This window comes from Desulfosporosinus sp. FKB (assembly GCF_002196705.1).
Lineage (GTDB): Bacteria > Bacillota > Desulfitobacteriia > Desulfitobacteriales > Desulfitobacteriaceae > Desulfosporosinus.
In genome coordinates, this window is sequence record NZ_NADJ01000014.1 from 59,985 (window position 1) to 83,393 (window position 23,409).

Annotated in this window: 24 protein-coding genes; 4 read left to right on the plus strand and 20 right to left on the minus strand. The window is 42.3% G+C overall.

Features of this window, described 5'->3' with window-relative positions; all coding sequences use genetic code 11:
• Window positions 1-20: 20 nt before the first annotated feature.
• On the plus strand, window positions 21-800 hold the full coding sequence (locus B5Y67_RS04495; RefSeq protein ID WP_088225340.1) for a tetratricopeptide repeat protein: 780 nt from the start codon (window positions 21-23) through the stop codon (window positions 798-800).
• 144 nt (window positions 801-944) lie between these two features.
• Window positions 945-1,127, plus strand: coding sequence for a hypothetical protein (locus tag B5Y67_RS04500; protein ID WP_088225341.1), 183 nt, complete (start codon window positions 945-947; stop codon window positions 1,125-1,127).
• A 128-nt stretch (window positions 1,128-1,255) separates the two neighbouring features.
• Here the strand turns inward: B5Y67_RS04500 and B5Y67_RS04505 are convergent, their stop codons facing one another.
• On the minus strand, window positions 1,256-1,708 hold the full coding sequence (locus B5Y67_RS04505) for an N-acetyltransferase (RefSeq protein ID WP_088225342.1): 453 nt from the start codon (window positions 1,706-1,708) through the stop codon (window positions 1,256-1,258).
• Between the two features lie 155 nt (window positions 1,709-1,863).
• Here B5Y67_RS04505 and B5Y67_RS04510 point away from each other — a divergent pair, with 155 nt between their 5' ends.
• Window positions 1,864-3,291 (plus strand): ATP-binding protein, encoded by a 1,428-nt coding sequence (locus B5Y67_RS04510; RefSeq protein WP_242975852.1) that lies wholly within the window; start codon window positions 1,864-1,866, stop codon window positions 3,289-3,291.
• A gap of 1 nt (window position 3,292) precedes the next feature.
• Here B5Y67_RS04510 and B5Y67_RS04515 read toward each other — a convergent pair whose 3' ends face one another.
• The 6 genes from B5Y67_RS04515 to guaB form a co-directional block, all read right to left on the minus strand.
• Complete coding sequence (locus tag B5Y67_RS04515) at window positions 3,293-4,516, minus strand: hypothetical protein (protein WP_170932583.1); 1,224 nt, start codon at window positions 4,514-4,516, stop codon at window positions 3,293-3,295.
• Window positions 4,517-4,594: 78 nt separating this feature from the next.
• Window positions 4,595-5,692 carry a P1 family peptidase gene (locus B5Y67_RS04520; protein WP_088225344.1) on the minus strand — a complete coding sequence of 366 codons (1,098 nt, stop codon included), beginning with the start codon at window positions 5,690-5,692 and terminating at the stop codon, window positions 4,595-4,597.
• 53 nt (window positions 5,693-5,745) lie between these two features.
• Entirely contained in the window at window positions 5,746-6,330 is a 585-nt protein-coding gene (locus tag B5Y67_RS04525) for a TetR/AcrR family transcriptional regulator (protein WP_088225345.1), read from the minus strand.
• Between the two features lie 113 nt (window positions 6,331-6,443).
• On the minus strand, window positions 6,444-7,604 hold the full coding sequence (locus B5Y67_RS04530) for a glycerate kinase (protein WP_088225346.1): 1,161 nt from the start codon (window positions 7,602-7,604) through the stop codon (window positions 6,444-6,446).
• Between the two features lie 18 nt (window positions 7,605-7,622).
• The gene (locus B5Y67_RS04535; protein WP_088225381.1) at window positions 7,623-7,952 is read right to left on the minus strand and encodes a hypothetical protein; all 330 of its coding nucleotides are present in this window, start codon (window positions 7,950-7,952) and stop codon (window positions 7,623-7,625) included.
• Between the two features lie 49 nt (window positions 7,953-8,001).
• Complete coding sequence (gene guaB / locus B5Y67_RS04540) at window positions 8,002-9,453, minus strand: IMP dehydrogenase (protein WP_088225347.1); 1,452 nt, start codon at window positions 9,451-9,453, stop codon at window positions 8,002-8,004.
• Window positions 9,454-9,708: 255 nt separating this feature from the next.
• Between guaB and B5Y67_RS04545 the strand changes: the two genes are divergently transcribed.
• On the plus strand, window positions 9,709-10,209 hold the full coding sequence (locus tag B5Y67_RS04545; protein ID WP_088225348.1) for a phosphohydrolase: 501 nt from the start codon (window positions 9,709-9,711) through the stop codon (window positions 10,207-10,209).
• A gap of 25 nt (window positions 10,210-10,234) precedes the next feature.
• Here B5Y67_RS04545 and B5Y67_RS04550 read toward each other — a convergent pair whose 3' ends face one another.
• The 13 genes from B5Y67_RS04550 to B5Y67_RS04610 form a co-directional block, all read right to left on the minus strand.
• Window positions 10,235-10,501 (minus strand): translation initiation factor 2, encoded by a 267-nt coding sequence (locus tag B5Y67_RS04550; protein ID WP_088225349.1) that lies wholly within the window; start codon window positions 10,499-10,501, stop codon window positions 10,235-10,237.
• A gap of 79 nt (window positions 10,502-10,580) precedes the next feature.
• On the minus strand, window positions 10,581-11,411 hold the full coding sequence (locus tag B5Y67_RS04555; RefSeq protein WP_088225382.1) for a PHP domain-containing protein: 831 nt from the start codon (window positions 11,409-11,411) through the stop codon (window positions 10,581-10,583).
• Window positions 11,412-11,457: 46 nt separating this feature from the next.
• Window positions 11,458-12,411: a dipeptidase gene (locus B5Y67_RS04560; protein ID WP_088225350.1), complete on the minus strand. Its 954-nt coding sequence runs from the start codon at window positions 12,409-12,411 to the stop codon at window positions 11,458-11,460.
• An 83-nt stretch (window positions 12,412-12,494) separates the two neighbouring features.
• The gene (locus B5Y67_RS04565; protein WP_047808313.1) at window positions 12,495-12,755 is read right to left on the minus strand and encodes a stage V sporulation protein S; all 261 of its coding nucleotides are present in this window, start codon (window positions 12,753-12,755) and stop codon (window positions 12,495-12,497) included.
• 121 nt (window positions 12,756-12,876) lie between these two features.
• Complete coding sequence (locus B5Y67_RS04570) at window positions 12,877-13,659, minus strand: TIGR00282 family metallophosphoesterase (RefSeq protein WP_088225383.1); 783 nt, start codon at window positions 13,657-13,659, stop codon at window positions 12,877-12,879.
• A 118-nt stretch (window positions 13,660-13,777) separates the two neighbouring features.
• Complete coding sequence (locus B5Y67_RS04575) at window positions 13,778-14,284, minus strand: hypothetical protein (RefSeq protein ID WP_242975853.1); 507 nt, start codon at window positions 14,282-14,284, stop codon at window positions 13,778-13,780.
• Window positions 14,285-14,487: 203 nt separating this feature from the next.
• On the minus strand, window positions 14,488-16,035 hold the full coding sequence (gene rny, locus B5Y67_RS04580) for a ribonuclease Y (protein ID WP_088225351.1): 1,548 nt from the start codon (window positions 16,033-16,035) through the stop codon (window positions 14,488-14,490).
• A gap of 266 nt (window positions 16,036-16,301) precedes the next feature.
• Complete coding sequence (locus B5Y67_RS04585) at window positions 16,302-16,823, minus strand: regulatory protein RecX (protein ID WP_088225352.1); 522 nt, start codon at window positions 16,821-16,823, stop codon at window positions 16,302-16,304.
• Complete coding sequence (gene recA / locus B5Y67_RS04590) at window positions 16,801-17,832, minus strand: recombinase RecA (RefSeq protein ID WP_088225353.1); 1,032 nt, start codon at window positions 17,830-17,832, stop codon at window positions 16,801-16,803. The genes B5Y67_RS04585 and recA overlap by 23 nt, the downstream gene beginning before the upstream one ends.
• 327 nt (window positions 17,833-18,159) lie before the next feature.
• Complete coding sequence (locus B5Y67_RS04595) at window positions 18,160-19,773, minus strand: DEAD/DEAH box helicase (RefSeq protein WP_088225354.1); 1,614 nt, start codon at window positions 19,771-19,773, stop codon at window positions 18,160-18,162.
• The gene (locus B5Y67_RS04600; protein ID WP_088225355.1) at window positions 19,763-21,037 is read right to left on the minus strand and encodes a competence/damage-inducible protein A; all 1,275 of its coding nucleotides are present in this window, start codon (window positions 21,035-21,037) and stop codon (window positions 19,763-19,765) included. Before B5Y67_RS04600 ends, B5Y67_RS04595 begins: the two co-directional genes overlap by 11 nt.
• A gap of 130 nt (window positions 21,038-21,167) precedes the next feature.
• Complete coding sequence (locus B5Y67_RS04605) at window positions 21,168-22,637, minus strand: AAA family ATPase (protein ID WP_088225356.1); 1,470 nt, start codon at window positions 22,635-22,637, stop codon at window positions 21,168-21,170.
• Between the two features lie 71 nt (window positions 22,638-22,708).
• On the minus strand, window positions 22,709-23,230 hold the full coding sequence (locus B5Y67_RS04610; protein ID WP_088225357.1) for a hypothetical protein: 522 nt from the start codon (window positions 23,228-23,230) through the stop codon (window positions 22,709-22,711).
• Between the last annotated feature and the right edge of the window lie 179 nt (window positions 23,231-23,409).

Below are 23,409 nucleotides of genomic sequence, written 5' to 3' on the forward strand. Positions count from 1 at the left end.
GTATGTTATGGGGGGATGGAATGCAGGGAGTTCAAATTGATAGAGAAATACTATATGTACAAAAGATCTATTTCTTTATGTTTCTTGCAACGTTAACCTTATTTGTTTTTACTGCTGCGATAGGGATTTTCGGAGTTAACATTGGTCTAATAGTGCTGTCAAGCGGTCTGATTATATCCTACATTGCAATGGTTAAAAAAAGATACTTTTCTCCCCCTGAGAGAAAAGTCACAGCTCAACGTATGGCACATTCCATTGCCCAAGATACTAGTCCACTGTCCTTATCTCGTTTCGCCAGTCAGCTCTATTACTATTTTCATGAGCCAACTCAGGCAATCTCACTTTTAGAAAAATTTCTTAGTTCTCAGGACCCTCTATTATGTACTACTTTGTGCGATATTCTTCTTAAAGAAGGAAGACCTATTCCCGTCCTCTATATAATTCGAGATAACCCTAATGCGCTTTTCGACCCACTCTTGTTAGCTACTCAAGGCGTTGCCCTTCTCAAAATCGGCAAGATTCCCGAAGCGATTAAACTCTTTGAACGCAGTTTACACGCTGTCAGGACAAAAGGATTTCCCAATAACGGATCCCCTTGGCTGACACGAAAACTCCTATCCAAAGGCTATATCGCTGGTGTTCATCACAATTTGGGGGATTGCTATTTTATGCTAAAAAATCTTAAAAAGGCAAAATATCATTATAAAGCAGGGAATCTTTTATTATTTGATATTTCACTTTGGCGTTATTACCCGTCACAATCTGTTTATTCTACGCAAAACTGCAATATTTCTTGTTAGTTCTTCATTCTTTCTATTTTAATTCATTTACCCAACTCCCAATTACAACAGAATTTTTAATGATATTTGTTTATAATAAATTTGAATAAAAGGATTATGCAAATTGAGACAATACTACACTGTTTTCGAAATGGAGGGTGAAAAATGCTGTCAACTCACAGGGATGAGATTCTAGGATTTATACGAGAATTTGAATTATCTTCGCGCGAATATCTTCAAGCCAAAGGCTTAAGTGAATATGAAATGACTAATGCTTACCTAGATCTTCAGTGGGATTTTCTTCATACCATTCTCCAACAACGATCACGAGGTTGGTTCCAATCGTAATAATTTACGTTCTGCTATCAAGGAATAATGAGTTTACAAAAATCCATCGTTCAGTTGATACTGATGCGATGGATTTTTTACGTAATATGATAATTATAACGATTTAATTTAATATTCGTTACTTACAACTAAATTATTCGGCTTACAGCTATTTCATCACAATTTGGGAATTTTATACAATTTATGCATTCTCTCCAAACTTTTTGCGGCATCTGATCTTTACTTACCTCTTCATAACCACAAAATTTGAAGAATTCGGGTTGATATGTGAGAGCAAATAGCCTGGAACATCCCAGGTCGCGGGCTTCCTCCTCGATTGCCTTAACAATTTTTGTGCCTATTCCCTGTCTTCTGTGATTATCGTCAACTGCCAGGGCACGTATTTCGGCTAAATCACTCCATAAAATATGAAGTGAGGCAACTCCTACTAATTGCCCATCTTCTTCAGCCAACATAAATTCTCGAATATTCTCATAGAGCATATTCCTCGAGCGTGGAAGCATTAGTCCCTGCTCAGCATTATTATTAATCAATGACATCATCTCTTCCACATCGGCTATTTTCGCCTTACGCAATTTCATGGTCCTATCTCCTTTCTTATTGCATAATTATACAACATATGTTATATATTTTCACCTAAAAATTCTTTATCTCAAGCTCTCCTTTTTTTTACAATTTTCTACCTGAGCTTTGTGATACACTATTTCAGAGTTTATTGTTAATTCCGGAAGGAGTAATGTCTGTGTTTTCCCGTAAGTACCGTACACTCCATCGCCATGGTATCTTATTAATATTGTCCCTTTTTCTGATCGTTAACGTTTTAGTTATTTCTTTTACTCACCTCAACATTATCTTTGAACTAATACTTGTTCTTCTTCCCTACACAGTTATCATAATTTGGTTTGATCTTTTATCCAGTTCTTGGGGCAAAGCCTGGATCATAACCACAACTTTGCTTTTAGTTTTTTCATTAGGCTATAACAAATTTCCGTCAATTAAACTATATATTATTCATGTACTGTTTCTCATCTTATTACTGGTAACCCTGTTTTTCTTTGACCGAAGTCAGATCCGTCTCAAAACTCTCCACCAACGGCATATGAAAGCAATTCATGTTTTACTTCATCAAAAAACCTCCATCATCCCGACCATTGACTATACACGAGAAGCAATCATGATTCTTGATAATTCAGGAACAATTCTCGAATCGAATGACCTTTCCTGCCATCTTTTAATGTTACCGGAATCATCACTAATTGGCCGCAGAGTTGCCGAAATATTGGGAATTTCATCAAATATTAGGTCAATTAATTCTTCTGACTACGGGGAATTCACCTGGAAGGCCTCACAAGAAGGTATAAAATATTTGCGCTATCAAACACAACCATTGCTTGATAATCATAATAAGCCCTACGGAGTACTTCTAACACTTTACGACATCAGCGAAGAAAAGAAACGCTCGGAAGCATATGTTCAATTTGCCAAGCTTTCCGTAATCAATCAGGTATCCGCTGGATTAGCTCACGAAATCCGCAATCCACTGACAACGATCAAAGGATTTATGCAATTAATTAAACCCGAAGAATGGCCTGAATCCTTCCGCCCTTATCGAGAGCTATTCCTTGAAGAAATCCAGTCCATTGATCGGATTCTAAATAAATTTATTCTGGTTACAAACCCATCGGCTCCACAAATGAGACAAATTAATCTTACCGAAACACTCAGGGCTATATTAAAATTCATTGAACCTCGCAGCAAAGATAGAGGGATTTCAATTTTTTTTGATTTCAATGCAGACCCTGTCTATGTGTTGGGAGACCAAGAACAGCTCTCAGAAGCCTTCCTCTCGTTGTTAAACAATGCCATTGAAGCATCGTCCCAAGATGGAAGGGTGATCATTCGTCTGACTATTACCGACCAATACGTTCGAATCAGCTTTATCGATTATGGTCATGGTATTCCAGAAGATCTCCGTCAGCGCGTACTTGATCCCTTTTTCACAACTCAAATAGGCGGAACAGGCCTTGGCCTGACAATTGCTCAGAGAATAGTCCTTGCCCATCACGGTAAGCTGCACTTTAAAGATTCCTATCAACAGGCCGGAACAGAAGTAATGATTGATTTGCCTCGCTTGGAAAATTGTACGAATTCCTTAACAGCTTGACTCATTCGTTAAAAAGAGGCGCACGGTTATTTAGCTCATAAATCCCCTTTTCTTTCCAATTGTCCGGCAGCGTCCAGATAGGGAAGTCATCAATATTTTTTATCCAGCAATACCAACGTCTTAGTTCATCCTCCATTCCGGGCGTTGTTAACCAATGGATACGACCATCCCATACCAACAAATTGCCCAGTTCATCCCTGGCGTTTTCGAGTAAACTGCTGCAATCAAGTACACTGGACAAAATAACACTTTTAGAGGCTTTCATAAGCGGCTTTTCAAAAATTGGACAAACAACACTAAGCTGACCATTCCCTTGGAAGAAATACCATTGCTCTAATTCCAAGACTGAATTTTCACTGCGTTCTTTTGGCAACCAGGGCCAAGGCCAAGGACTTCCCCAGAGGGATTTCAAAACGCCGTCACCTTGGTGAAGCCAGAGTGAAAGCAGATCCTGTGATCGGAGTTTTCTCTTAGACTCAAGATTTTCCAAGTAATCCAGGATACTATAAATCGAGCCGCTGAATTCGCTGTTAAGAGTACCGGAGACGTCCACCCAGCCTTGCTTTTGCCATTTTAAGGATAGATCTTGATCTTTAAGCCATTTAACCCTACTGCTTAATTCGAATTTTTTACCGGTTCTTCGAACTTCAGCTATTTCATAATTCCCCCAGAGAAAAGCAATATGTTGCTGCTTAAATTCCGTACGGATTCTTCGACTGCTCAGCTCTGTGAAAAACTTATTGACAATCATTAATTGTTGTCGAGCTACAGGATTTAATCCCTGTCCCCATCGTTTCCAGTCCGGACGTTCTTCACCAATTGTACACCGCAACCGGATACTCTGCCGTTCTTCGGGAATCAAGTATAAACTCGGAGTGAGTTTTTCGCGCCAATAAACAGCCCGGGCGGAAATACTCCCGCCGATTTTAATAATACTCTTCAAAAAGGCCATAGAAAAATCAGGAGCAACAAAATATATAATTGTCTTCGCCCCATTACTCAATCTATTACCCCATAACACACCTGCAAGCAGAAACTCTTCTTCGCGTGAAATTGAAGAACAGGCAACAATTCCAACTCTAAGCGTCGTCTCCCCGCCCATAAAATAGGAATATTGGGCAGGAAGACGATTTGCTTTTTTTTTGTCTTCCGTACATTCCACCCAATTTTGTGCGATAAATACTTCTGGATGAGCTTCCCAAATCATATCCCAGGTGATTTTCACAATGAACCTCCCTTAGCTTTTCTCCTTTAGCATGTTTACGCACAAAAATTGAAATTCATGACAAATTTAATGCAATACTTAACTCTTAGGGAAAGGATTCCGGTTATGGTAACCACCTTTCCAAGCTTTGATAAGTTCAATCGTTTCCTCAAACGGAAGAGCTTGGCGCACATGTCCATCTCTGCCTTCCATAGTTTCCGCCAGAAATAAAGCATTCCAAATACTTTCTGCCGTTGCTTCAACAACCGCCCGAAAAAATTCATCGAGATCCCAATCCGATAGAAAATTGCGGACTTCAAAAGGAGCAGTGGAAACCATTAGACAAAAATCTCCGCTTCCTGTCATAGAAATGGACCCTGTCCGGGCCATTCCCAGACTTGCTCGGCGTGCAAGCTGCCTCAATTGCCATCTCGATAATGGGGCGTTAGTTAAACCTATAAGAATTAAAGATCCGGGTATATATCCCCTGGCTTGAATCGTCAACAGCCCTCCGATTGGTACACCTGAAATAATTAAATCTTTTAATTGCCCGAAATTCGCCAAAGCCAACATTCCAAGAGTATAAATTCTGCTTTTGCTTATGACTATACGGGATGAACTCCCTATTCCTCCTTTGAGTTGAAAGCAAGACATCCCTACGCCGGCTCCAATATTCCCCTGACCTATCGGCCCTCCCCTTGCATGCTGAAGCGCCAAAAGCCCGTCCCAGGGTCTGACATGTCGTCCGCGTATGTCATTCAAAAACGAATCGTCACATTCCATAACAACCACATTTGGAGTCCTGGCGTCGTTTCCAATCTCTGGATTTTGCTGCAGCATATATGTGATTACCCCATGAGCCACATCACTAACACTCAAGGTATTTGTCAGCATAATAGGGCAATTTAGATAGCCCATCTCTTGAATAAAGGGAACTCCCATTGATTTTCCATACCCGTTGATAACTTCAATTCCAGCCCAACAGGGATGAAGATATAGATTATCCGAACGTGGAATAATTGCTGTAACACCGGTCCTTACCGGACCCTTGCCGGATGGAAGCAGCGGGCCTTCTCCTTTGACAAGGGAAACGTTACCCACTTTTACTCCCGGAACGTCGGTAATATCATTAAACGACCCTACTGGCATCTGCCCGAGCCAGAGGCCAAGACTTCTGGGACTAAATCGTTTGCACATAAAAATCCCTCCGCTGTTACACTATGTGAAACAACGGAGGGATATGAAGAACCTCAAGCCTCTTTTTGCTCTTTTTCTAAGAGTCCATCTAAAAAAACGCTTAGGGCAGCATTGACTTCAGCATGTAAATTACCCGAACCTGAAACAAACCAACGCATGAAATGCTGAACTACCATTCCCTCAAGACTTTCTGCCAAGAAGGCCGGATCAAAATCGCGGTTTATCTCTCCATTCATTTGCCCCACATTGAGAATTGCCAGCAAAGCATAATGCAAGCTCATGTCATATTCTGCTCCGTCACGATTGCGGATCGTAACCCAAGTAATTTCGCGATCTCGCACCATAAAATCAGTCCAATCATGAAGAAGACTTTCTAAGCGTTGTCGTATATTCAGGCTAGGATTGTAACGGCCAATATCGATCAGGTTTTGGCAAGTACGCCTGGAAAATTCCAGTACAACTGCTTCTTTGGTCGGAAAATAGTTGTAGAACGTTCCTTTTCCAACATCCGCATGTTGAGTAATCTGTTCAATAGAGGTTGCTCCAAAGCCTTGTGATCGGAAAAGTTTCATGGCATTGGCATAAATCTTTTCACGCGTTTCCTTTTTCTTTCGTTCTCTGCGAGATAAATCAGCCACGATTATTCCCCCTTTCCTCCTTATATTCAGATGCGAACAGTACCTGATCGTTTATCTATTCGCCATATTCCAAATTTTTCCTTCTTCTGAAAGGCGGGATATCGGCTAAATATTTAATAATTTCCTTTTCCGGAAGCTGATTCTGCTCCAAGCTTCCAAACTGTTAAGATTCTCCAAACAGCCCTCTCTATTTGAACTTCTCCCTTGGAAAATGCTTCTTCTAAAGTCCCCGGGCCTTCTGAGACGCTGAAGCAACAATTTACTCCATAATCCCCAAGAAGATCGGGCTGACCTTCTACCGCACCTGAAACAACCAAGACAGGAACCTGATACTTAGCGGCTAAAGCTGCAACTCCGACAGGTACTTTACCATAGGCCGTCTGGAAATCAGTCATTCCTTCACCTGTTAAAACCAGATCCGCATGTCTAATTTTTTCCTCAGCCTTCGCCACATCTAGAATCATTTGTGAACCTGGGCGTAATTTGGCGCCCAAAAAGCCAACAAGCCCAGCGCCTAATCCTCCCGCGGCTCCGCCTCCCGGCAATTCCAAAAGGTTTATACCAGAGAGTTTGCTTAACTTCTCTCCAAAATTCAACAAAGCAGCATCCAAAATCCTAATGTCTTCAGGTTTTGCCCCTTTTTGAGGTCCATAAACCGCGCTTGCTCCTTCCGGCCCGCAAAGGGGATTTTGCACATCACAGGCAACCTCACATTGGACCTCAGCCAGACGTGAATCAAGTTCCGAGAGCTCTATGTCCTGAAGGTTTGCCAAAGCAGCCCCTCCCGGGGGAAGCTCTTCGCCTTGACCATTCAACAACTTAACACCCAAAGCAGCAGCTAGCCCTGCCCCGCCGTCATTTGTAGCGCTGCCGCCAATCCCCAGCAATATTTTTTTAACACCACGATCCAAGGCATCCCTAATTAATTGTCCTGTTCCTTGGGTAGAGGTAATACGGGGATTTCTTTCTTCTGCGCGCAAGAGCGGCAATCCCGAAGCTGCGGCCATTTCGATAATTGCTGTCTTATCATTTTCGATAAGACCATAAGATGCTGATATTCGACGTCCAATGGGGTCTTTAACACTGACCTCTACTTTTCTGCCTTTAACAGCACTTAAAACCGCTTCGACTGTTCCTTCTCCCCCATCCGCCATGGGAATCAGATCTATTTGTGCTTCCGGGAAAACCCTGCGTGCTCCTTTCTGCATTGCAAGGGCTGCATTTATAGCATTCAAACATCCTTTAAATGAATCGGGGGCAATAACAATTCTCATTATTCTCACTCCTCATAGTTATGATTGTGCACGTTTTCCGATAATCGCTCCAACTTTAACAACCATGATAAAACTGGCAAAATCCAGAATAACCATAGACCAATTTCCCAAAGGAATTCCATAACTATAGGCAACAACATATGATAAGGAATTAAAAATAAAGCCAGCAATATATGCCGCAGCAAGACTTTCTTGCTGCGGACGATATCCTACTAAAAAACCAAGGGGATAAAAGATGGCAAAATTTAGAGCTAATTGAGTCAGGATACCTCCTGAAACAAAAAACTCGCTCCAAAAAAGGTAGAGCAAGCCTAATAGGAGCATGTATCTCCAGAAAGCATTATTCATATATACCTCCGCTGCAACAGGAAAGGACTTTCCCCCCTCCCCCCCATTCTTAACTGTAATTTGGTGCTTCTTTTGTAATCGTAACATCGTGAGGATGACTTTCCCGTAATCCTGCGGCGGTTATTCGTACAAATTGAGTTTGGGTCCTAAGAGCTTCAATTGTCGCAGTTCCGCAATACCCCATCCCTGCGCGCAAACCTCCGATCATTTGGTAAATTGTTTCTGAAACAGGGCCTTTATAAGGAACTCGACCTTCAATCCCTTCCGGAACTAGTTTCTGATCTTTTTCTTGGAAATACCGATCGCGGCTTCCCTCTTTCATGGCTCCAATAGAGCCCATCCCTCGATATACTTTAAAGCTCCTGCCTTGATAGATTTCCATGTCTCCCGGGCTTTCTTCAGTCCCGGCGAAAAGACTTCCGATCATCACAATTCGAGCCCCAGCTGCTATGGCTTTAACGATATCGCCTGAGAACTTGATTCCGCCATCGGCGATTATTGGAATTCCATACTTGTCCGCTTCTTCTGCACAATTCATAACTGCCGTAATCTGGGGAACACCAATACCTGCCACCACACGAGTTGTACAAATTGATCCTGGTCCGATTCCAACTTTAACCGCATCGGCACCAGCCTTAATCAGCTCTCGGGTAGCCTCCGCTGTAGCAACGTTTCCGGCGATCAACTGGATTTCCGGAAAATGAACTTTCAAACGTTGGACTGTTTCAATAACCCCTTTGGAGTGTCCGTGAGCCGTATCGAGCACAAGAACATCGACTCCTGCCTTAACTAAAGCATCAGCTCGTTCTATAGTATCTGCAGTAACTCCTATCGCAGCTCCGACGCGCAAACGACCTCTTTCATCTTTTGTTGAGTTTGGATATTGTCTCGCCTTTTCGATATCTTTAATGGTTATTAGTCCTTTTAGAGTTCCTTCCGCGTCCACAAGCGGCAGTTTTTCTATCTTATGCTGAGCTAAAATTTCTTTCGCATGCTCCAGAGTTGTACCGACTGGTGCCGTCACCAAATTCATCTTTGTCATAACGTCACCTATAAGGCGATCATAATTTTTCTCAAAACGCAGGTCCCGATTCGTCAATATCCCGACTAATCTCCCGTCAACGGTAACCGGAACACCTGAGATCCGATAGCGTTCCATAAGTTTTAGAGCTTCCGCTATTTTATCATTTGGTTTCAAATGGATAGGATCTGTAATAACCCCATGCTCCGATCGTTTAACTTTATCGACTTCCAAGGCCTGCTGCTCGATGCTCATGTTTTTATGAATAATCCCAATACCACCTTCTCGAGCTATAGAAATCGCCATCCGCGAATCGGTCACCGTATCCATTCCTGCACTCATTAAGGGGATATTGAGTTTGATCTTTTTTGTAAGATAAGTACTGACATCAACGTCCCGCGGAAGGACGTCAGATTTTGCAGGAACAACTAGGACATCGTCAAAAGTTAGGGCTTCTTGAATAATACGATTGGACTGCATACTTAGTTTAGCTTCCTTTCTCCAACAGTTTCTAACTAGTATATCAGATATTCCTGGGATAACATAGTGTAACAATTATTTGAAGTCAATTGTCAATGTCATAGACCCATGCGACCCATTTTCATTCATCAAGGCTACCTCACAACGGTATGAGTGTCTAATTACTTCATAGGTTTCCCTAATTACTAGAAATTACTCTTGAATACTTGTCAGACCGGCTCCAGATCCTTATTATGAAGAAAGGAGGAAACAGGCATGTTTTATCGTATTCGTCAATTTGTTCAAGCATTTTTCCCTCTGATACATCCTGACGAGCTGCTTTGGGCGAGACAAATATTACCCCCCCAGGCAAACTCACTTTTTCTTCAGCAATCAAAGGCCGAACAACGTCACGCCCTGACAGTAGCCCAAAGTCTTTTGCCTTATCAAACTGCCCTTTCTTCTTCCGAGTTTCAGGATTTAATGACGGCAGCGCTTCTCCATGATTGTGGTAAATCTCTCGTCAAGGTCCGCTTATGGCAGCGCGTCTTCATTGTTTTAATGCAGCAAATGCCCGGATCTATCTGGAAATTTCTGAAGAAAGGGCCTTCTTTAATGGCTGCCCCTTTAAACATTGCTGACCATCACCCTCACTGGGGAAGCAGCTTAGGTCAAACCATTGGCTTAAATTCCCGAACATGTGAGCTGATCCATGAACACCATACCCCAACTACTAAGCTTGGACAATTATTATATAATGCTGACAATGAACACTAAAAAGCACGAGTAGTTATTATTTTACTCATGCTTTTTGCACCGAGGTTTCAACTTTTTCCTTCAGCTCAACAATCTCTTTGTTTTTGGAAAATATCCATTTGGCAAATCGTTTATTGTCCCTTTGCAAGCGAACATTCTCCTTCTCGAGATTATGTACGAGTGCAACCTTTTCACGCTCGACCTTTTCTAATAAGTTCATAAGAACACGCCGGCTAACTCTTAAATGTTCAACCCGCTGTTCCAACTCTCCCACGCGAGCCCGCAACAATTGTATTTCGTCCGCAGAATCCACTGGCACCCCCCCCCCGACTTGCTCTCTAACTATTCTATGCCGGAGAGTAGAATTTTAACCCTGATATTTACATGAAACGCTAATTACCTTTCGCTAAGACCAGTATTTGTTGAATTACCTCCTCTGGCGCTCCCCAATGCCCGAGCTTTACTCCAGGCTTCCGCTCCTCACCGTGAAAATCTGATCCGCCCGTCATGACCAAGTTATATTTTTCGGCTAACGAACGATATCGAAGTTCGTCTTCTTGATTATGTTCTGAATGAGATACTTCAATTCCCTGAAGGCCAGCCTCGATCCAAGGTTTGATTCCTTCTTCAAGGCGATTGATCCCTGGATGAGCAAGAACGGCAACTCCATGAGACTCTCTGATTAGTTTAATCCCCGCTTCAGGGGTTAGCTTATGAAGCGGGACATACGCCGGACCACCTTTTCCGATGTAACAGTCAAATGCTTCTTTAATACTATTGACATAACCTTGTTCTATAAGTGCCTGGGCAATATGAGGACGACCAATGGATTCACCTTTAGCAAACTTTTGAATTTCTTTAACTGCGATCGTAATCCCTAGATGTTGAAATCGATCCAGAATTTCAAGCATTCTTTTTTTCCGAGCATCTCTCAAGCTTTTTAACGTTTGATTTAAATAATTCGATGAGTCATCAAGTTCATATCCTAAAATATGAACTTCTTTCCCGTTCCAATCGGTATTTAACTCAATTCCTTTTAAAAGTTGAATTTGGCAGACGTCTGCTGCTTCTTCCGCCTCTCTCCAGCCCTGAATAGTATCATGGTCGGTAATGCCAATCCCTTTTAACCCTAATACTGCAGCAGAACGAACAAGTTCATTAGGTGTTAACAGTCCATCCGACGCCGTTGTATGGCAATGTAAATCAACCTCGCAGAGTCCCATTGCTTGGTCCAATACTTCTACTACCTCTTTTCCTAATAGTCTATAATTATTGTAGCACGTCTGATAATACTCGCAGAAAGTTCCGACCTGAGATCTGTTCGATTTCTTTTGCTGAGAAACCAGCTTTTGTTAGATCATCCAGGAGGTAAGAAAAGTCGCTTACGTTTTCCAGGCCATCTGGAGTTTCGTCAATGCCATCGAAATCTGATCCAAACCCAACCGTTTCAACTCCGGCTACTTCGGCGATATAGGATATATGCCGAACAACATCTTTGCGAGTGACAGGACCGCTCTCTTTTAAAAATCCAGGATAAAAATTCACTCCCACAATGCCTTTATTCTTTGCCAGAGCTCGTAACTGATCGTCCGTTAAATTTCGAGGATTAGGGCAAAGGGAATAGGCACAAGAGTGGGTTGCGGCTATAGGGTATTTTGATCGTTCTAAAACATGCCAAAACCCGTTTTCATTCAAATGAGAAACATCAATCAGCATTCCTAATTGATTCATTCGCTTAACAGCTTCCTGCCCCAGCTTCGTCAGCCTGCTTTTAGTTTCATGTTCCCAGACACCGTCCCCAAGAGCGTTTCGATGGTTCCAGGTTAGGCCAAGTGACCTGACCCCAAGCCGATAAATTATATCTAGCATAAATAAATTTTCACCAATTATTTCCCCGCCTTCAACACTTAACAAAACTCCTATCTTCGCTGGATCTGGAATCCGGCTCAAATCCGATTTTGTTTCAAGCAAAAACAGCTGATCGGAATTTTCTTCTACAAAATCGTGAATGGTTTCTATAAGTTCTAATCCACGTATCGTTGCCATAAACGGTTTAAACTTAGTTTCAATAAAGGCTGCCATGAACTGAAGAGAGATATCAGAGCTTTTTGCTCTTGGAATATCCCATTGTCCCCCCTCATTAGGTACAGACAACGTTCTCCCTTGGTTACTCAAGTAACCGATACTGTCGCAATGTCCGTCAACAATAAAACACTTATTCAATCTCAACACACCCCTTCAGATTAAAAATTTACATAAATAAACACCTGTTTGCTTGTACTCACAAACAGGTGCTTTCAATTAACCTAGCGTGGCTGAACAATCAACTTAATGGCTGTTCTTTCTTCCCCATCGATAACAACATCTGTAAAAGCTGGAATACAAACAAGATCGACTCCACCGGGTGCTACAAAACCACGTGCAATGGCCACAGCCTTTACCGCTTGGTTCAAAGCCCCTGCCCCAATGGCTTGCAGCTCAGCTCCGCCACTTTCGCGCAAAACCCCAGCAAGTGCCCCAGCTACGGCATTGGGACTTGATTTTGCTGAAACTTTTAATACATCCATAATTCATCCTCCTGCTCGAATTCTTTTTACAGGTATTACCACTACTTGAATATCTATTCGAGAAGGATCTGAGGAAATCCTCTTTTTTTAACTAAGTTTTCAGATTTTTATATTAAATTACTTAATGCTCATAGTATCGTTGAATAGCTTCGATTTTTAGAGCCTTTCCAGACTTCTCATCGATATCAATCACTACCGCATTAATTTGGATAGGACCTGTTGCTAATTCAAACTTGGCTGGAAGCTGAGTTAAAAATCGATTAATAATAATCTCCTTTTTAATGCCTAGTACCGAATCTCTTGGCCCCGTCATTCCAACATCCGTAATATAAGCAGTGCCTTGAGGAAGAACTCTGAAATCCGTGGTTTGAATATGAGTGTGAGTTCCAACAACCGCACTGACTTTTCCATCGAGAAACCATCCTAAGGCAACCTTTTCCGAAGTCGCCTCGGCATGAAAATCAACGAAAACAATAGGAGTCTCCTGCCTAAGCTGGTTAATCCAACGGATGGCTCCGCTAAAGGGATCGTCCAATGGTGTCATATACACCCGCCCTGACAAGTTTAAAACGCCAATTTTACAGCCATTAATTCGTATAAGGCCCGATCCCTGGCCAGGTGCACCAATAGGATAATTGGCAGGTCGGATCATCCTGGTCTCTTGATCTATAAAATTCAGAATATCCCGATTGTCCCAGACATGATTCCCCATTGTAAAAAATTGTATTCCATAATCAAAAAGTTCTTCGGCAATCTCTTTCGTTAATCCTTTTCCTGCTGCAGCATTCTCTGCATTTGCTATCGTGACATCAATAGTATATTCCTGCTGAAGCGGCTTTAAAAATCTCCTAATTGCTTCCCGCCCCGGCTTACCGACAATATCTCCGACAAAAAGTATACGCAACATTACACCTCCTGCGCTTCAATCCATAGAACTTTTCATCATATTCTTACCCTTTTTTCTTCACAATAAAACTAACACGAAAATTATTCTGTGTGAGTCATCAATCAAAATATAGCGTCTAGTTAAAAACTAAAACACGTCCCTCATCTCTCAAAGCTATAACATTTTTAGAAATATCCATATGTTTTATGGAAGAAAGCATCTGATTAATGACTTCTTCATGAATTTCCAGCTCTTCTTCAGGCAGGCTTGTCTCGTCATAGACCAGCTGTTTGGCAAACGCGCCCTTCAATAATTCAACTAACAATCCTACTTCCCCTTGACTGATGCTTTCTAAATCTCGGACTACTTTTAAGACGGAAACGTCTTCCTCACTGTGACAACTTATTTGAAAAACACGTATCGTTTGACGTTCAAGATGATGATACAGCTCCATAGCAGGCCGAAGCACAACCTGTACTGTTTCAAGCTCTAAGGGCTGTTTAAGCATAAATGTGAACTTAAGGGCATGTTCCTCACACCAATAATGAACTGCTCCTAATTCCGGATATCTTGTTAAAATTGAAGTTAGTAGATCTGCTCCCTCTGAAACCTGTTTTGAATCCTTGTGTATTTTATCTAACACCCTTGTCAATCCTCTCTATTGCTCTGATCTATCATGGAAATTATTCGTCATAAGAATCTAATCTCCTGCATTGTTCTTAATTTGCCTAGCAGATAAGAAACTTAGCTGCACTTAGCTGAAGGTAGGATTTAACGGAAGGTTATTATATATCTTAGAGATAAAAAATCAGACGACTCAACGTCGCCTGATCATAAAAAACTTGTTTATTTAGCAAAGTCAACTGCTCTCGTCTCACGGATAACAACGACTTTAATCTGCCCAGGATATTCAAGTTCTTCTTCAATACGCTTACTAATCTCACGCGCCACTCGTGGTGCGAGTACATCATCAATCTTGTCCGGCTTAACAATAATGCGTACTTCCCGACCCGCTTGAATAGCAAAGCATTTTTCAACTCCATCAAAGCTTTCAGCGATATCCTCAAGTTTTTGCAGACGCTTAATATAGGTTTCCAAAGTCTCACGTCGTGCACCCGGGCGGGCTGCCGAAACTGCATCAGCTGCCGCTACTAATACTGCGACAAGACTTTTAGGTTCTACATCGTTGTGGTGAGCTTCAATAGCATGTATAACATCAATGGACTCTTTGTATTTTCTGGCCAGATCAACACCAATTTGAACATGAGTTCCTTCTAGATCATGATCCACCGCTTTGCCAATATCATGCAAAAGTCCGGCTCGTTTTGCTAATTGAACATCCACTCCTAATTCGGCTGCCATTAATCCCGCAAGATGAGAAACTTCTGTGGAATGTTTTAACACATTCTGACCATAGCTGGTGCGGAATTTTAATCGGCCAAGCAACCGAACCAATTCCGGATGCAATCCATGAACCCCAGTCTCGAAAGTAGCTTGCTCTCCCTCTTCGCGAATCTTTTGATCCACTTCTTTTTGAGCTTTTTCAACCATCTCTTCAATGCGAGCAGGATGGATACGGCCATCAGCGATCAATTTCTCTAAAGCAATACGCGCTACCTCTCGGCGTATGGGGTCAAAACCAGATAAAATTACAGCTTCAGGTGTATCATCAATAATAAGATCGATCCCAGTTAATGTTTCCAACGTTCGAATATTGCGTCCCTCGCGGCCTATGATTCGCCCTTTCATTTCATCACTCGGCAGTGCCACTACAGATACGGTAGTCTCAGCCACATGATCCGCAGCACAGCGTTGAATGGCTAGTGAAATAACGTTTTTCGCCCGCTTTTCGGCTTCTTCTTTGGCGCGAGTCTCAATTTCTTTAATCATTATCGCTGACTCATAGCGAACCTCTTCTTCAACTCTTTTCAGAAGGAGCTGTTTTGCTTCTTCCGAGGTCATACCGGATAAACGTTCTAATTCGGCTTGTTCTTTGTCCACAAGCTGATTCAATTCTTCTTTAAGGGAATCTACTTCGCTTTCCTTACGATGTAAATTTTCCTCTTTCCGTTCAATTGACTCAATTTTACGATCTAAACTCTCTTCCTTTTGTAACAATCTCCGTTCTAAGCGTTGGAGTTCATTTCGACGTTCGCGTGTTTCCTTTTCAACCTCATTGTGAATATGCATGGCTTCTTCTTTTGCAGCAACAATTGCTTCACGTTTTTTGCTTTCTGCAGCAGAAAGTGCATTTTCAACAATCCGTTTTGCCTCTTCTTCGGCAGTACCAATAACTTTTTCGGCAGTATTTCTACGAATATGCCAGCCTACCAAGGCTCCTAGACCTAATCCAACTAAGATGGCAATTAAACCGGTTAAAAATATTCCAATCACATTTACACCTCCTTGTTTGTAAAAATTCAAAATTTAACAATCAAATAAAAAAAACTGGTTCAAAACCAGTCTCTTAAGCAACCTTTAATACGGGAGTTCTTCCACCTTCTCCCCCTTCCTACAACTCTCGTTAGTCAAAAACAATATTAAAAATGACTACCTCGAAATCTATAAGAAAACCATAAAGGTCAGATCTTAACAGAGACAGGTCTCTGTTAAGATTCTAATATCATTTGTAATTATTGTCAAGCTTGTCCTAAATGAGGCTATTCTATTCGCATTTTTGCCAGAACATTTTGTACTATATCTGACGGATATCCTCGTTGGATAAGTTTGCGGACAACCCTTTGCTGTACCCATAATTCGAGCGGCACCGACTTTTTATCTGATTCCTTTAGAGCCTTCTCTTCCCAGCGTTGTTCTTCTTGAACCCGCCACTTTTGTGCCAAAGCTAAGCAGAGATTTGCTTCTTCATCCCAAGAATATACTTCCTCCAAGACCTGCTCAATTAAATCAGCATTAATTCCGCGATTTCGCATATCCACGGTGACTCTTCGGCGTGAATATCGGTGGAGGCGACTCTTTGCATAGGTTAAAGCGAGTTCACGATCATTAAGATAGCCATAACCCAGCAATTTGTCGACAGCACTCTGAATTTCACTGCTCTCATACCCTTTATTGTTAAGACGAGTTTCAAGTTCACGCTTTGTCAGGGCTCTTCTGGATAAGCAGTCTAAAGCAGCTTCCCATGCACTTTTAGGGGATTTATTCTTCTTCAAAGGAATCATCTTCCATTGTCGTAGAAGGCGCTGAGCTCATATTTGAACGAATCAGCTGTTCAAGTTTCTGGGCCATGTCCGGGTGCAGTTTCAAGTATTCCTTGACATTCTCTCGTCCTTGTCCCAATCGTTCTCCATTGTAAGAGTACCAGGCACCTGATTTTGATATTATTTCCATCTCCGTTCCTATATCGACAATACTTCCTTCTTTAGAGATTCCTTCTCCGTACATAATATCAAAATCAGCAGATTTAAAAGGAGGAGCCACTTTATTCTTAACGACTTTCACGCGGGTTTTGTTGCCAATAATCTCTTGGCCTTGCTTAAGAGCTTCTTGGCGGCGAATATCGATGCGGATGGTGGCATAAAATTTCAAAGCCCGCCCACCGGTTGTCGTTTCCGGACTGCCAAACATAACACCAATTTTTTCACGAATTTGATTGATAAAAACAACACATGTGTTGCTTTTACTGATCGATCCCGTTAATTTACGCAGGGCTTGAGACATTAAGCGGGCATGCAGCCCGACATGATTGTCACCCATTTCTCCCTCAATCTCTGCTCTAGGTACCAAAGCGGCCACTGAATCAAGCACAATAACATCAACTGCGGCACTGCGCACTAAGGCTTCACATATTTCTAAACCTTGTTCCCCCGTATCTGGCTGAGAAACCAGCAAATCTTCAAGATTAACACCTAAAGCTTTGGCATATACCGGATCTAAGGCATGCTCAGCATCAATAAATGCCGCTACTCCTCCGAGTTTTTGCGCCTCGGCTATGATATGCAGAGCCACAGTAGTTTTGCCGGAAGACTCAGGCCCATATATTTCAATGATCCGCCCACGCGGCACTCCACCAACACCCAGAGCCAAATCTAAGGCCAAAGAACCTGTAGGAATAACATCAACTGACATCGTCGCCGATTCTCCCAGCTTCATAATGGAACCTTTGCCAAACTGCTTTTCAATCTGCGCTAAGGCTACATCCAGAGCCTTGAGCTTATTTGTTTCGGCCATCTTCCATCCTCCTCAACTCGGTTAAAAACACATTTTCGTATTAATAAAACACCTGTTCGCTTATCATTATAGGGGCGGACATCGTAACTGTCAATTGTTTATGCTTCAATGCAGCAGGACAACTATCGACACCATTATATAACAAAAACGATGATAATAATATAAAAAAGCTGAGCCCCTAAAGACTAGCTTTTTCATACCATTAGAAAGAATAACCTTCAGTTGCATGCTTTTTTCCAGCATAAGTGCAACCAACGGCTTCCCTTATGATAAGATAAGGCTCGGCGAAGCCGGGTTTTCCTTGTAGTATCGAATCTTAAGTGAAAATCAGGTGTTTTCACGTGCTTTTGCCGGTTCAACACTAACTCTTCGTCCTTTAATCATAGCCTGATGCATGCAGCTCAAAACCCTTGAGGCATATTCTTCAGGAACTTCAACAAAGGTGAATTTGTCGTAAATATTAATCATTCCAATAATATTTCCCGGGATTCCGCTTTCTTCAGCAATCCAGCGTATTATGTCCTGAGGACGAATTTGCTGGACTCTGCCTATATTCATAAAGAAACGCACCATACCCGACGCTGCTCCGGTATTTCCAAAGTGATTAACGTCCGGATCATTATCATCTAGGCGGTCTTCAGAATTAGCTCCCTCAACGGCAAACTTTAACGCCGCTGCCGCAACATCTGTTGAATCGTATTCTTCAAGCAGATCTCCGACAATGGCCCGATAATTTCCTAAGCGATCGCTTTGAATCAATTTAACCAATTGATTCTTCAGATTTTCCGCTTGTCGTTCGCTAATATCGGCTAAGGAAGGGAGTTCCCGGCGGCGTATTCTGGTTTTAATCAAATTTTCAATAAGACGAAGCTGACGATATTCCTTGGGAGAGATCAAGGTTATAGCCTGCCCGCGTCGGCCGACACGTCCTGTACGTCCAATTCTGTGCACATAGGACACAGGATCTTGAGGAATATCGAAGTTAATAACATGGGTCAAGTTGCTAATGTCAATGCCTCTGGCTGCAACATCAGTAGCAACTAACATTTCCGTTTTGCCGTCACGAAAACGCTTCATGACCCGATCCCGCTGCTGCTGGCTTAAATCTCCATGGAGAGCATCCGCAAAATATCCCCGTGCTTCAAGCGCTACGACGAGTTCATCAACTCCTCGTTTTGTTCGGCAAAAGGTAATTCCTTGTCCTATATCCTCCATATCGATAATCCGACACAAAGCATCAACTTTTTTACTTTCTCTCGTCTCATAAAAAACCTGTTCAATGAGGGGAACTGTTAATTCATCTCTGCTAACCGTCACGGATCGAGGATTCTTCATATAAGTCTGTGCTAACTTGCGAATCGCCTGAGGCATCGTTGCTGAAAAAAGCATAACTTGGCGGCCTTCTTCGGGCACTGCTTTTAAAAGTCCCTCGATATCCTCAACGAACCCCATATCGAGCATTTCATCCGCTTCATCTAAAACGACCATCTTAACATGCTGTAACCGCAGAGTACCTCGATTTAAATGGTCCAATAACCTCCCAGGGGTTCCAACAACAACTTGGTATCCCATCCGCAAAGCGCGAATTTGACGATCAATGGGCTGACCGCCATAAATCGGCAAAGGTTTAACATGTTTATACTTGCCTATTTTTGCCATCTCCTGAGCCACCTGAATAGCGAGTTCACGAGTCGGAGTCACTATAAGAGCCTGTACGGCTTGAAATTTTGCATTGATTTTTTCAGTAATCGGAATCCCAAAGGCAGCAGTTTTCCCTGTTCCTGTCTGAGCCTGCCCAATAATATCGGCATCTTCCAAAGCCACTGGAATTGCCTGTTGTTGAATTGGTGAAGGCTCTTCAAACCCCATTTCAGACAAACCTTGTAGTATTTGCTTGCTTAACTGAATATCACCAAACGATTGTAAACGTTCAACCATCACCTATGTGTAATCCCCTTTCCTTGTTCAACATCTGTTGCCTTATCTCATTGAGGGCTGCCTGGACAGTCAATTGACGCACAGACTCCCGTTCTCCATAAAACTGAAACTTTTTAGCATAAACTTTCTCCGCTGAAGCAAATCCAATATAAACCAACCCCACGGGTTTCAGGTCACTGCCTCCATCCGGGCCAGCAATACCGGTGGCTGAGATGGCAAGATCCGATCCCGATTTTCGCCGAATTCCTTCGGCCATTTCTCTGGCAGTTTCTTCGCTTACTGCCCCGAATTCCTGAAGAGTCTTTTCATTGACTCCCAATAGTTGTTGTTTTAAGGAATTCGAATAGCTCACAACCCCTCCCAAGTAGAACTCAGAACTACCTGGTTCTTGAGTTAAGGCCGCACCAAGTAAGCCCCCAGTGCAAGACTCGGCAGTAGAAATGGTCAAATGATTCTTTTTTAAAGTTTGCCCTACAATCCCTATCATGGTTTCCTGATCGCGGCCAAATACCTTGTCACCGAGACGCTTTCGAATTTCATCCTCGGCTTGATTTAAAGAGTCCAGCGCCTCCTGTGATGTTGCTTCCGTACCTCTGGTGACTAAACGAATATGCATCTCCGCCCGCTTAGCTAGTAAAGCCATCGACAGCTTAGGAAGATGCATGAGATCACTCAGCACTTCCTCTATGGCAGATTCTCCGATACCAAAAACTTTTAAAACACGTTCATTCATCCGTTCAGAATCTGGCCCGATAATTCGCTGTAATTCAGGTAAAGCATAATGTTCAAACATTGGCTGCATTTCAAAAGGAGGTCCAGGTAATATAATAACCGTCTTTCCGTCTTTTTCAATGATTGCTCCGGGTGCTGTTCCGATAGGATTGGGCAATATCTTTGAGCCTTTGGGGAAATAGGCTTGTTTCTCATTACTAGAAGGCATTGGAGCTTTTCGTCGGCCAAAGAACTCCTTGATGTTGTTAAAACTACTTTGGTCGAACTCCATTTCTAAATTCAAGACCTTAGCAACAAGCTCCTTCGTCAAATCATCCGCTGTGGGTCCCAGACCGCCGGTGGTAACAAGAAGGTCTGAGCGGTCAATTGCCTGACGCAAAACTTGCTCTAATCGCTGTGAATTATCTCCAACCGTCGTATGATAGTCTACCTCGATGCCTAATGAGGAAAGTTTTCCTGTTAAGTAGTGAGCACTTGTATTTAGAGTCTCTCCAAGTAACAACTCCGTCCCAGTAGCTACAATTTCAGCTTTCATACTATTCTATCACTCTCCTATTATCAACGCAAATATACGCGCTATCTCATGCTTGCTTAGTTATTTCTCACCTTGCATTTGCTTATCCTTCCTAAGCAAAAAAAAGGAACCTCAAGTGAGGTTCAATTAACTAGGCGACGTTTTGCAAATACGTTCTCAACGTATCCCCGCTTAGACTTTCTTCTTCCTGCAAAATATCGGAAAGCTGCATCAAAATATCCTTTTTTTGGAGAATAATCTGTTTTGTTCGATTTTCGAGTTCGGCGAGAATATCTTTGGTAACAGGTTGTCGTTGTTCGGCGCTCAATAGAGAAACGTCCGTTACTCCCAAAGGAGACATACCGGCTTGGAGCATTTTTTCCACGAGATTCAAGGCTTGTTCATAATCCCCGGCAGCTCCTGTACTCCGATTCCCCAGGCATTCCTCTTCAGCCAAAGCGCCGGCCAAAGCGACCATAATCTGTTCTTCCAGCATAGCCTGTGTATAGAGATAGAGATCATCCTTTGGATAATGACGAACATACCCCAAAGCGTTTCCTCTTGAACGTATTGATACCTGAGAAACTGAATTTGGCCGAACTGATTCAGCCAGCATAGCATGTCCGCTTTCATGAATTGCAATGCGGCGCAGTTCTTCAGCCGTTGGTTTCCGGTCGAGCTTCTCACCGAGCATGACCTTTTCAACAGCCTCATGAAAATGTCGGGCTGTAATTTCCTTTGCCTGATCCCGCAGAGCAAAAATAGCAGCTTCATTGGTGACACTTTCCAAATGTGCCCCCGAAAAGCCAAAGGTTTCATGGGCAATCGCTTCCAAATCGACATCAGGAGCCAGAGGTTTGTTCTTGGTGTGAATTTCCAGAATCGCCACTCTTCCTTCTTTGTCAGGAAGATCGACTTTTACTTGACGGTCAAAACGTCCTGGCCGAAGTATTGCCGGATCTAATGCTTCCGGGCGATTCGTTGCCGCCATCACCAAAATATTTGGTCCCTGCTCAGTCTTTAAACCATCCATTTCAATAAGCAACTGATTTAACGTTTGATCATATTCATGATGAGAAACATTACTTCCTCGCTTAGCACCTAAAATATCCATTTCGTCAATGAAAATAATAGCGCTGGACTTTTTCTCACGTTTTACCATTTCTCTGGCCCGCCGAAATAGACTTCGTACCCTTTCCGCTCCGACACCTGCGTACATTTCCACAAACTCGCTGCCAGAAACCGATAGAAATGAAGAATCTGTATATTTAGCTGCGGCTTTCGCTAATAAGGTTTTTCCTGTCCCAGTTGGCCCTGATAATAAAATTCCTTTCAAAGGACGAATTCCTAAAGCTTTCATTCGGTCGGAGTAACGAAGAAAATCCAAAGCCTCCTGGAGTTCCTTTTTGGCAATTGCTTGTCCGCCAATATCTTCAAAGTTAACCGAAGTGGAAGTAATACTCTCACCATTGCCGGTTTTCAGAACTTGACGTGAAATCACAAAGGTCCATAAAAAATAAGCCGCCAGACATAACATAGCAATGGGCAAGACGTTATAGCCCATAACCAGTAAAAAGGCAAAAATACCCAATCCCAAACCAATAAGGATATCTCGTTTCACACAGTCCCCTCCTCATGAAGATAATGCTTGCTTTAATAATTCATAAATTCACATCTAAGGCCATAAATGGGTTAACTTAACTCCTTGCTTGGCAGAAACTGCCCTTGACCATTTCGTTCAATCACTTCAATCAGTTGGGCATTTCCTTGATCTAACACGATATAAATAGCATCACTGTCCATTTGCAATTGGACTTGAACACCCGCTTTTTGAGCCAATGTTTGAATTCTTTGTTCCATCTCGGTAAAATTCCCACGGGTAATTCCTTCTTGAATTGCAAATTGCATTTGCTCAAATAACGTTGTCAAGGAAGCATTTCTATGATCAATAAAGCGAATAGGTTCTTTACCCACAATATTTTCTATAGCCAAGCTTACTTGACGCAAATCTGATATATGGTTAGTCTCAACATCTAACTCTGCTTGACCATTGACCTGGACAGTTTTAACTGACGTTATTCCGGATATTTTTTGACTTTGAGCTAAGACCGATGAATCTACCCATTGTTTTTGGTAAAGAACTTTTCCACCTAAGAGCAAGCCGAATATTATAACTCCAACAAGGCTAATCACTAATACTCGCTGTTTTGTCATACACGCATCGTCCTCCATATGCAATACTATTTGCTATATCATCATTATAGCATGCAGTATATCATATAGAAATTAAAGATTTATCCTAGCAAGGTAATTTGTGTTAAAATTCCCAATTGCTAAGGGAGAGCTTTCTGGCATTGAAAGCTCTCCCTTAGCAATTTTTAATTAAATCTTCA

What these genes read in the sequence shown, in the direction of transcription:
- B5Y67_RS04495 (WP_088225340.1), top strand. Translation starts at nt 21, where the DNA reads ATGCAGGGAGTTCAAATTGATAGAGAAATACTATATGTACAAAAGATC.
- B5Y67_RS04500 (WP_088225341.1), top strand. Translation starts at nt 945, where the DNA reads ATGCTGTCAACTCACAGGGATGAGATTCTAGGATTTATACGAGAATTT.
- B5Y67_RS04505 (WP_088225342.1), bottom strand. Translation starts at nt 1,708, where the DNA reads ATGAAATTGCGTAAGGCGAAAATAGCCGATGTGGAAGAGATGATGTCA.
- B5Y67_RS04510 (WP_242975852.1), top strand. Translation starts at nt 1,864, where the DNA reads ATGTCTGTGTTTTCCCGTAAGTACCGTACACTCCATCGCCATGGTATC.
- B5Y67_RS04520 (WP_088225344.1), bottom strand. Translation starts at nt 5,692, where the DNA reads ATGTGCAAACGATTTAGTCCCAGAAGTCTTGGCCTCTGGCTCGGGCAG.
- B5Y67_RS04530 (WP_088225346.1), bottom strand. Translation starts at nt 7,604, where the DNA reads ATGAGAATTGTTATTGCCCCCGATTCATTTAAAGGATGTTTGAATGCT.
- B5Y67_RS04535 (WP_088225381.1), bottom strand. Translation starts at nt 7,952, where the DNA reads ATGAATAATGCTTTCTGGAGATACATGCTCCTATTAGGCTTGCTCTAC.
- guaB (WP_088225347.1), bottom strand. Translation starts at nt 9,453, where the DNA reads ATGCAGTCCAATCGTATTATTCAAGAAGCCCTAACTTTTGACGATGTC.
- B5Y67_RS04545 (WP_088225348.1), top strand. Translation starts at nt 9,709, where the DNA reads ATGTTTTATCGTATTCGTCAATTTGTTCAAGCATTTTTCCCTCTGATA.
- B5Y67_RS04555 (WP_088225382.1), bottom strand. Translation starts at nt 11,411, where the DNA reads ATGGGACTCTGCGAGGTTGATTTACATTGCCATACAACGGCGTCGGAT.
- B5Y67_RS04565 (WP_047808313.1), bottom strand. Translation starts at nt 12,755, where the DNA reads ATGGATGTATTAAAAGTTTCAGCAAAATCAAGTCCCAATGCCGTAGCT.
- B5Y67_RS04585 (WP_088225352.1), bottom strand. Translation starts at nt 16,823, where the DNA reads ATGATTCCTTTGAAGAAGAATAAATCCCCTAAAAGTGCATGGGAAGCT.
- recA (WP_088225353.1), bottom strand. Translation starts at nt 17,832, where the DNA reads ATGGCCGAAACAAATAAGCTCAAGGCTCTGGATGTAGCCTTAGCGCAG.
- B5Y67_RS04600 (WP_088225355.1), bottom strand. Translation starts at nt 21,037, where the DNA reads ATGAAAGCTGAAATTGTAGCTACTGGGACGGAGTTGTTACTTGGAGAG.
- B5Y67_RS04610 (WP_088225357.1), bottom strand. Translation starts at nt 23,230, where the DNA reads ATGACAAAACAGCGAGTATTAGTGATTAGCCTTGTTGGAGTTATAATA.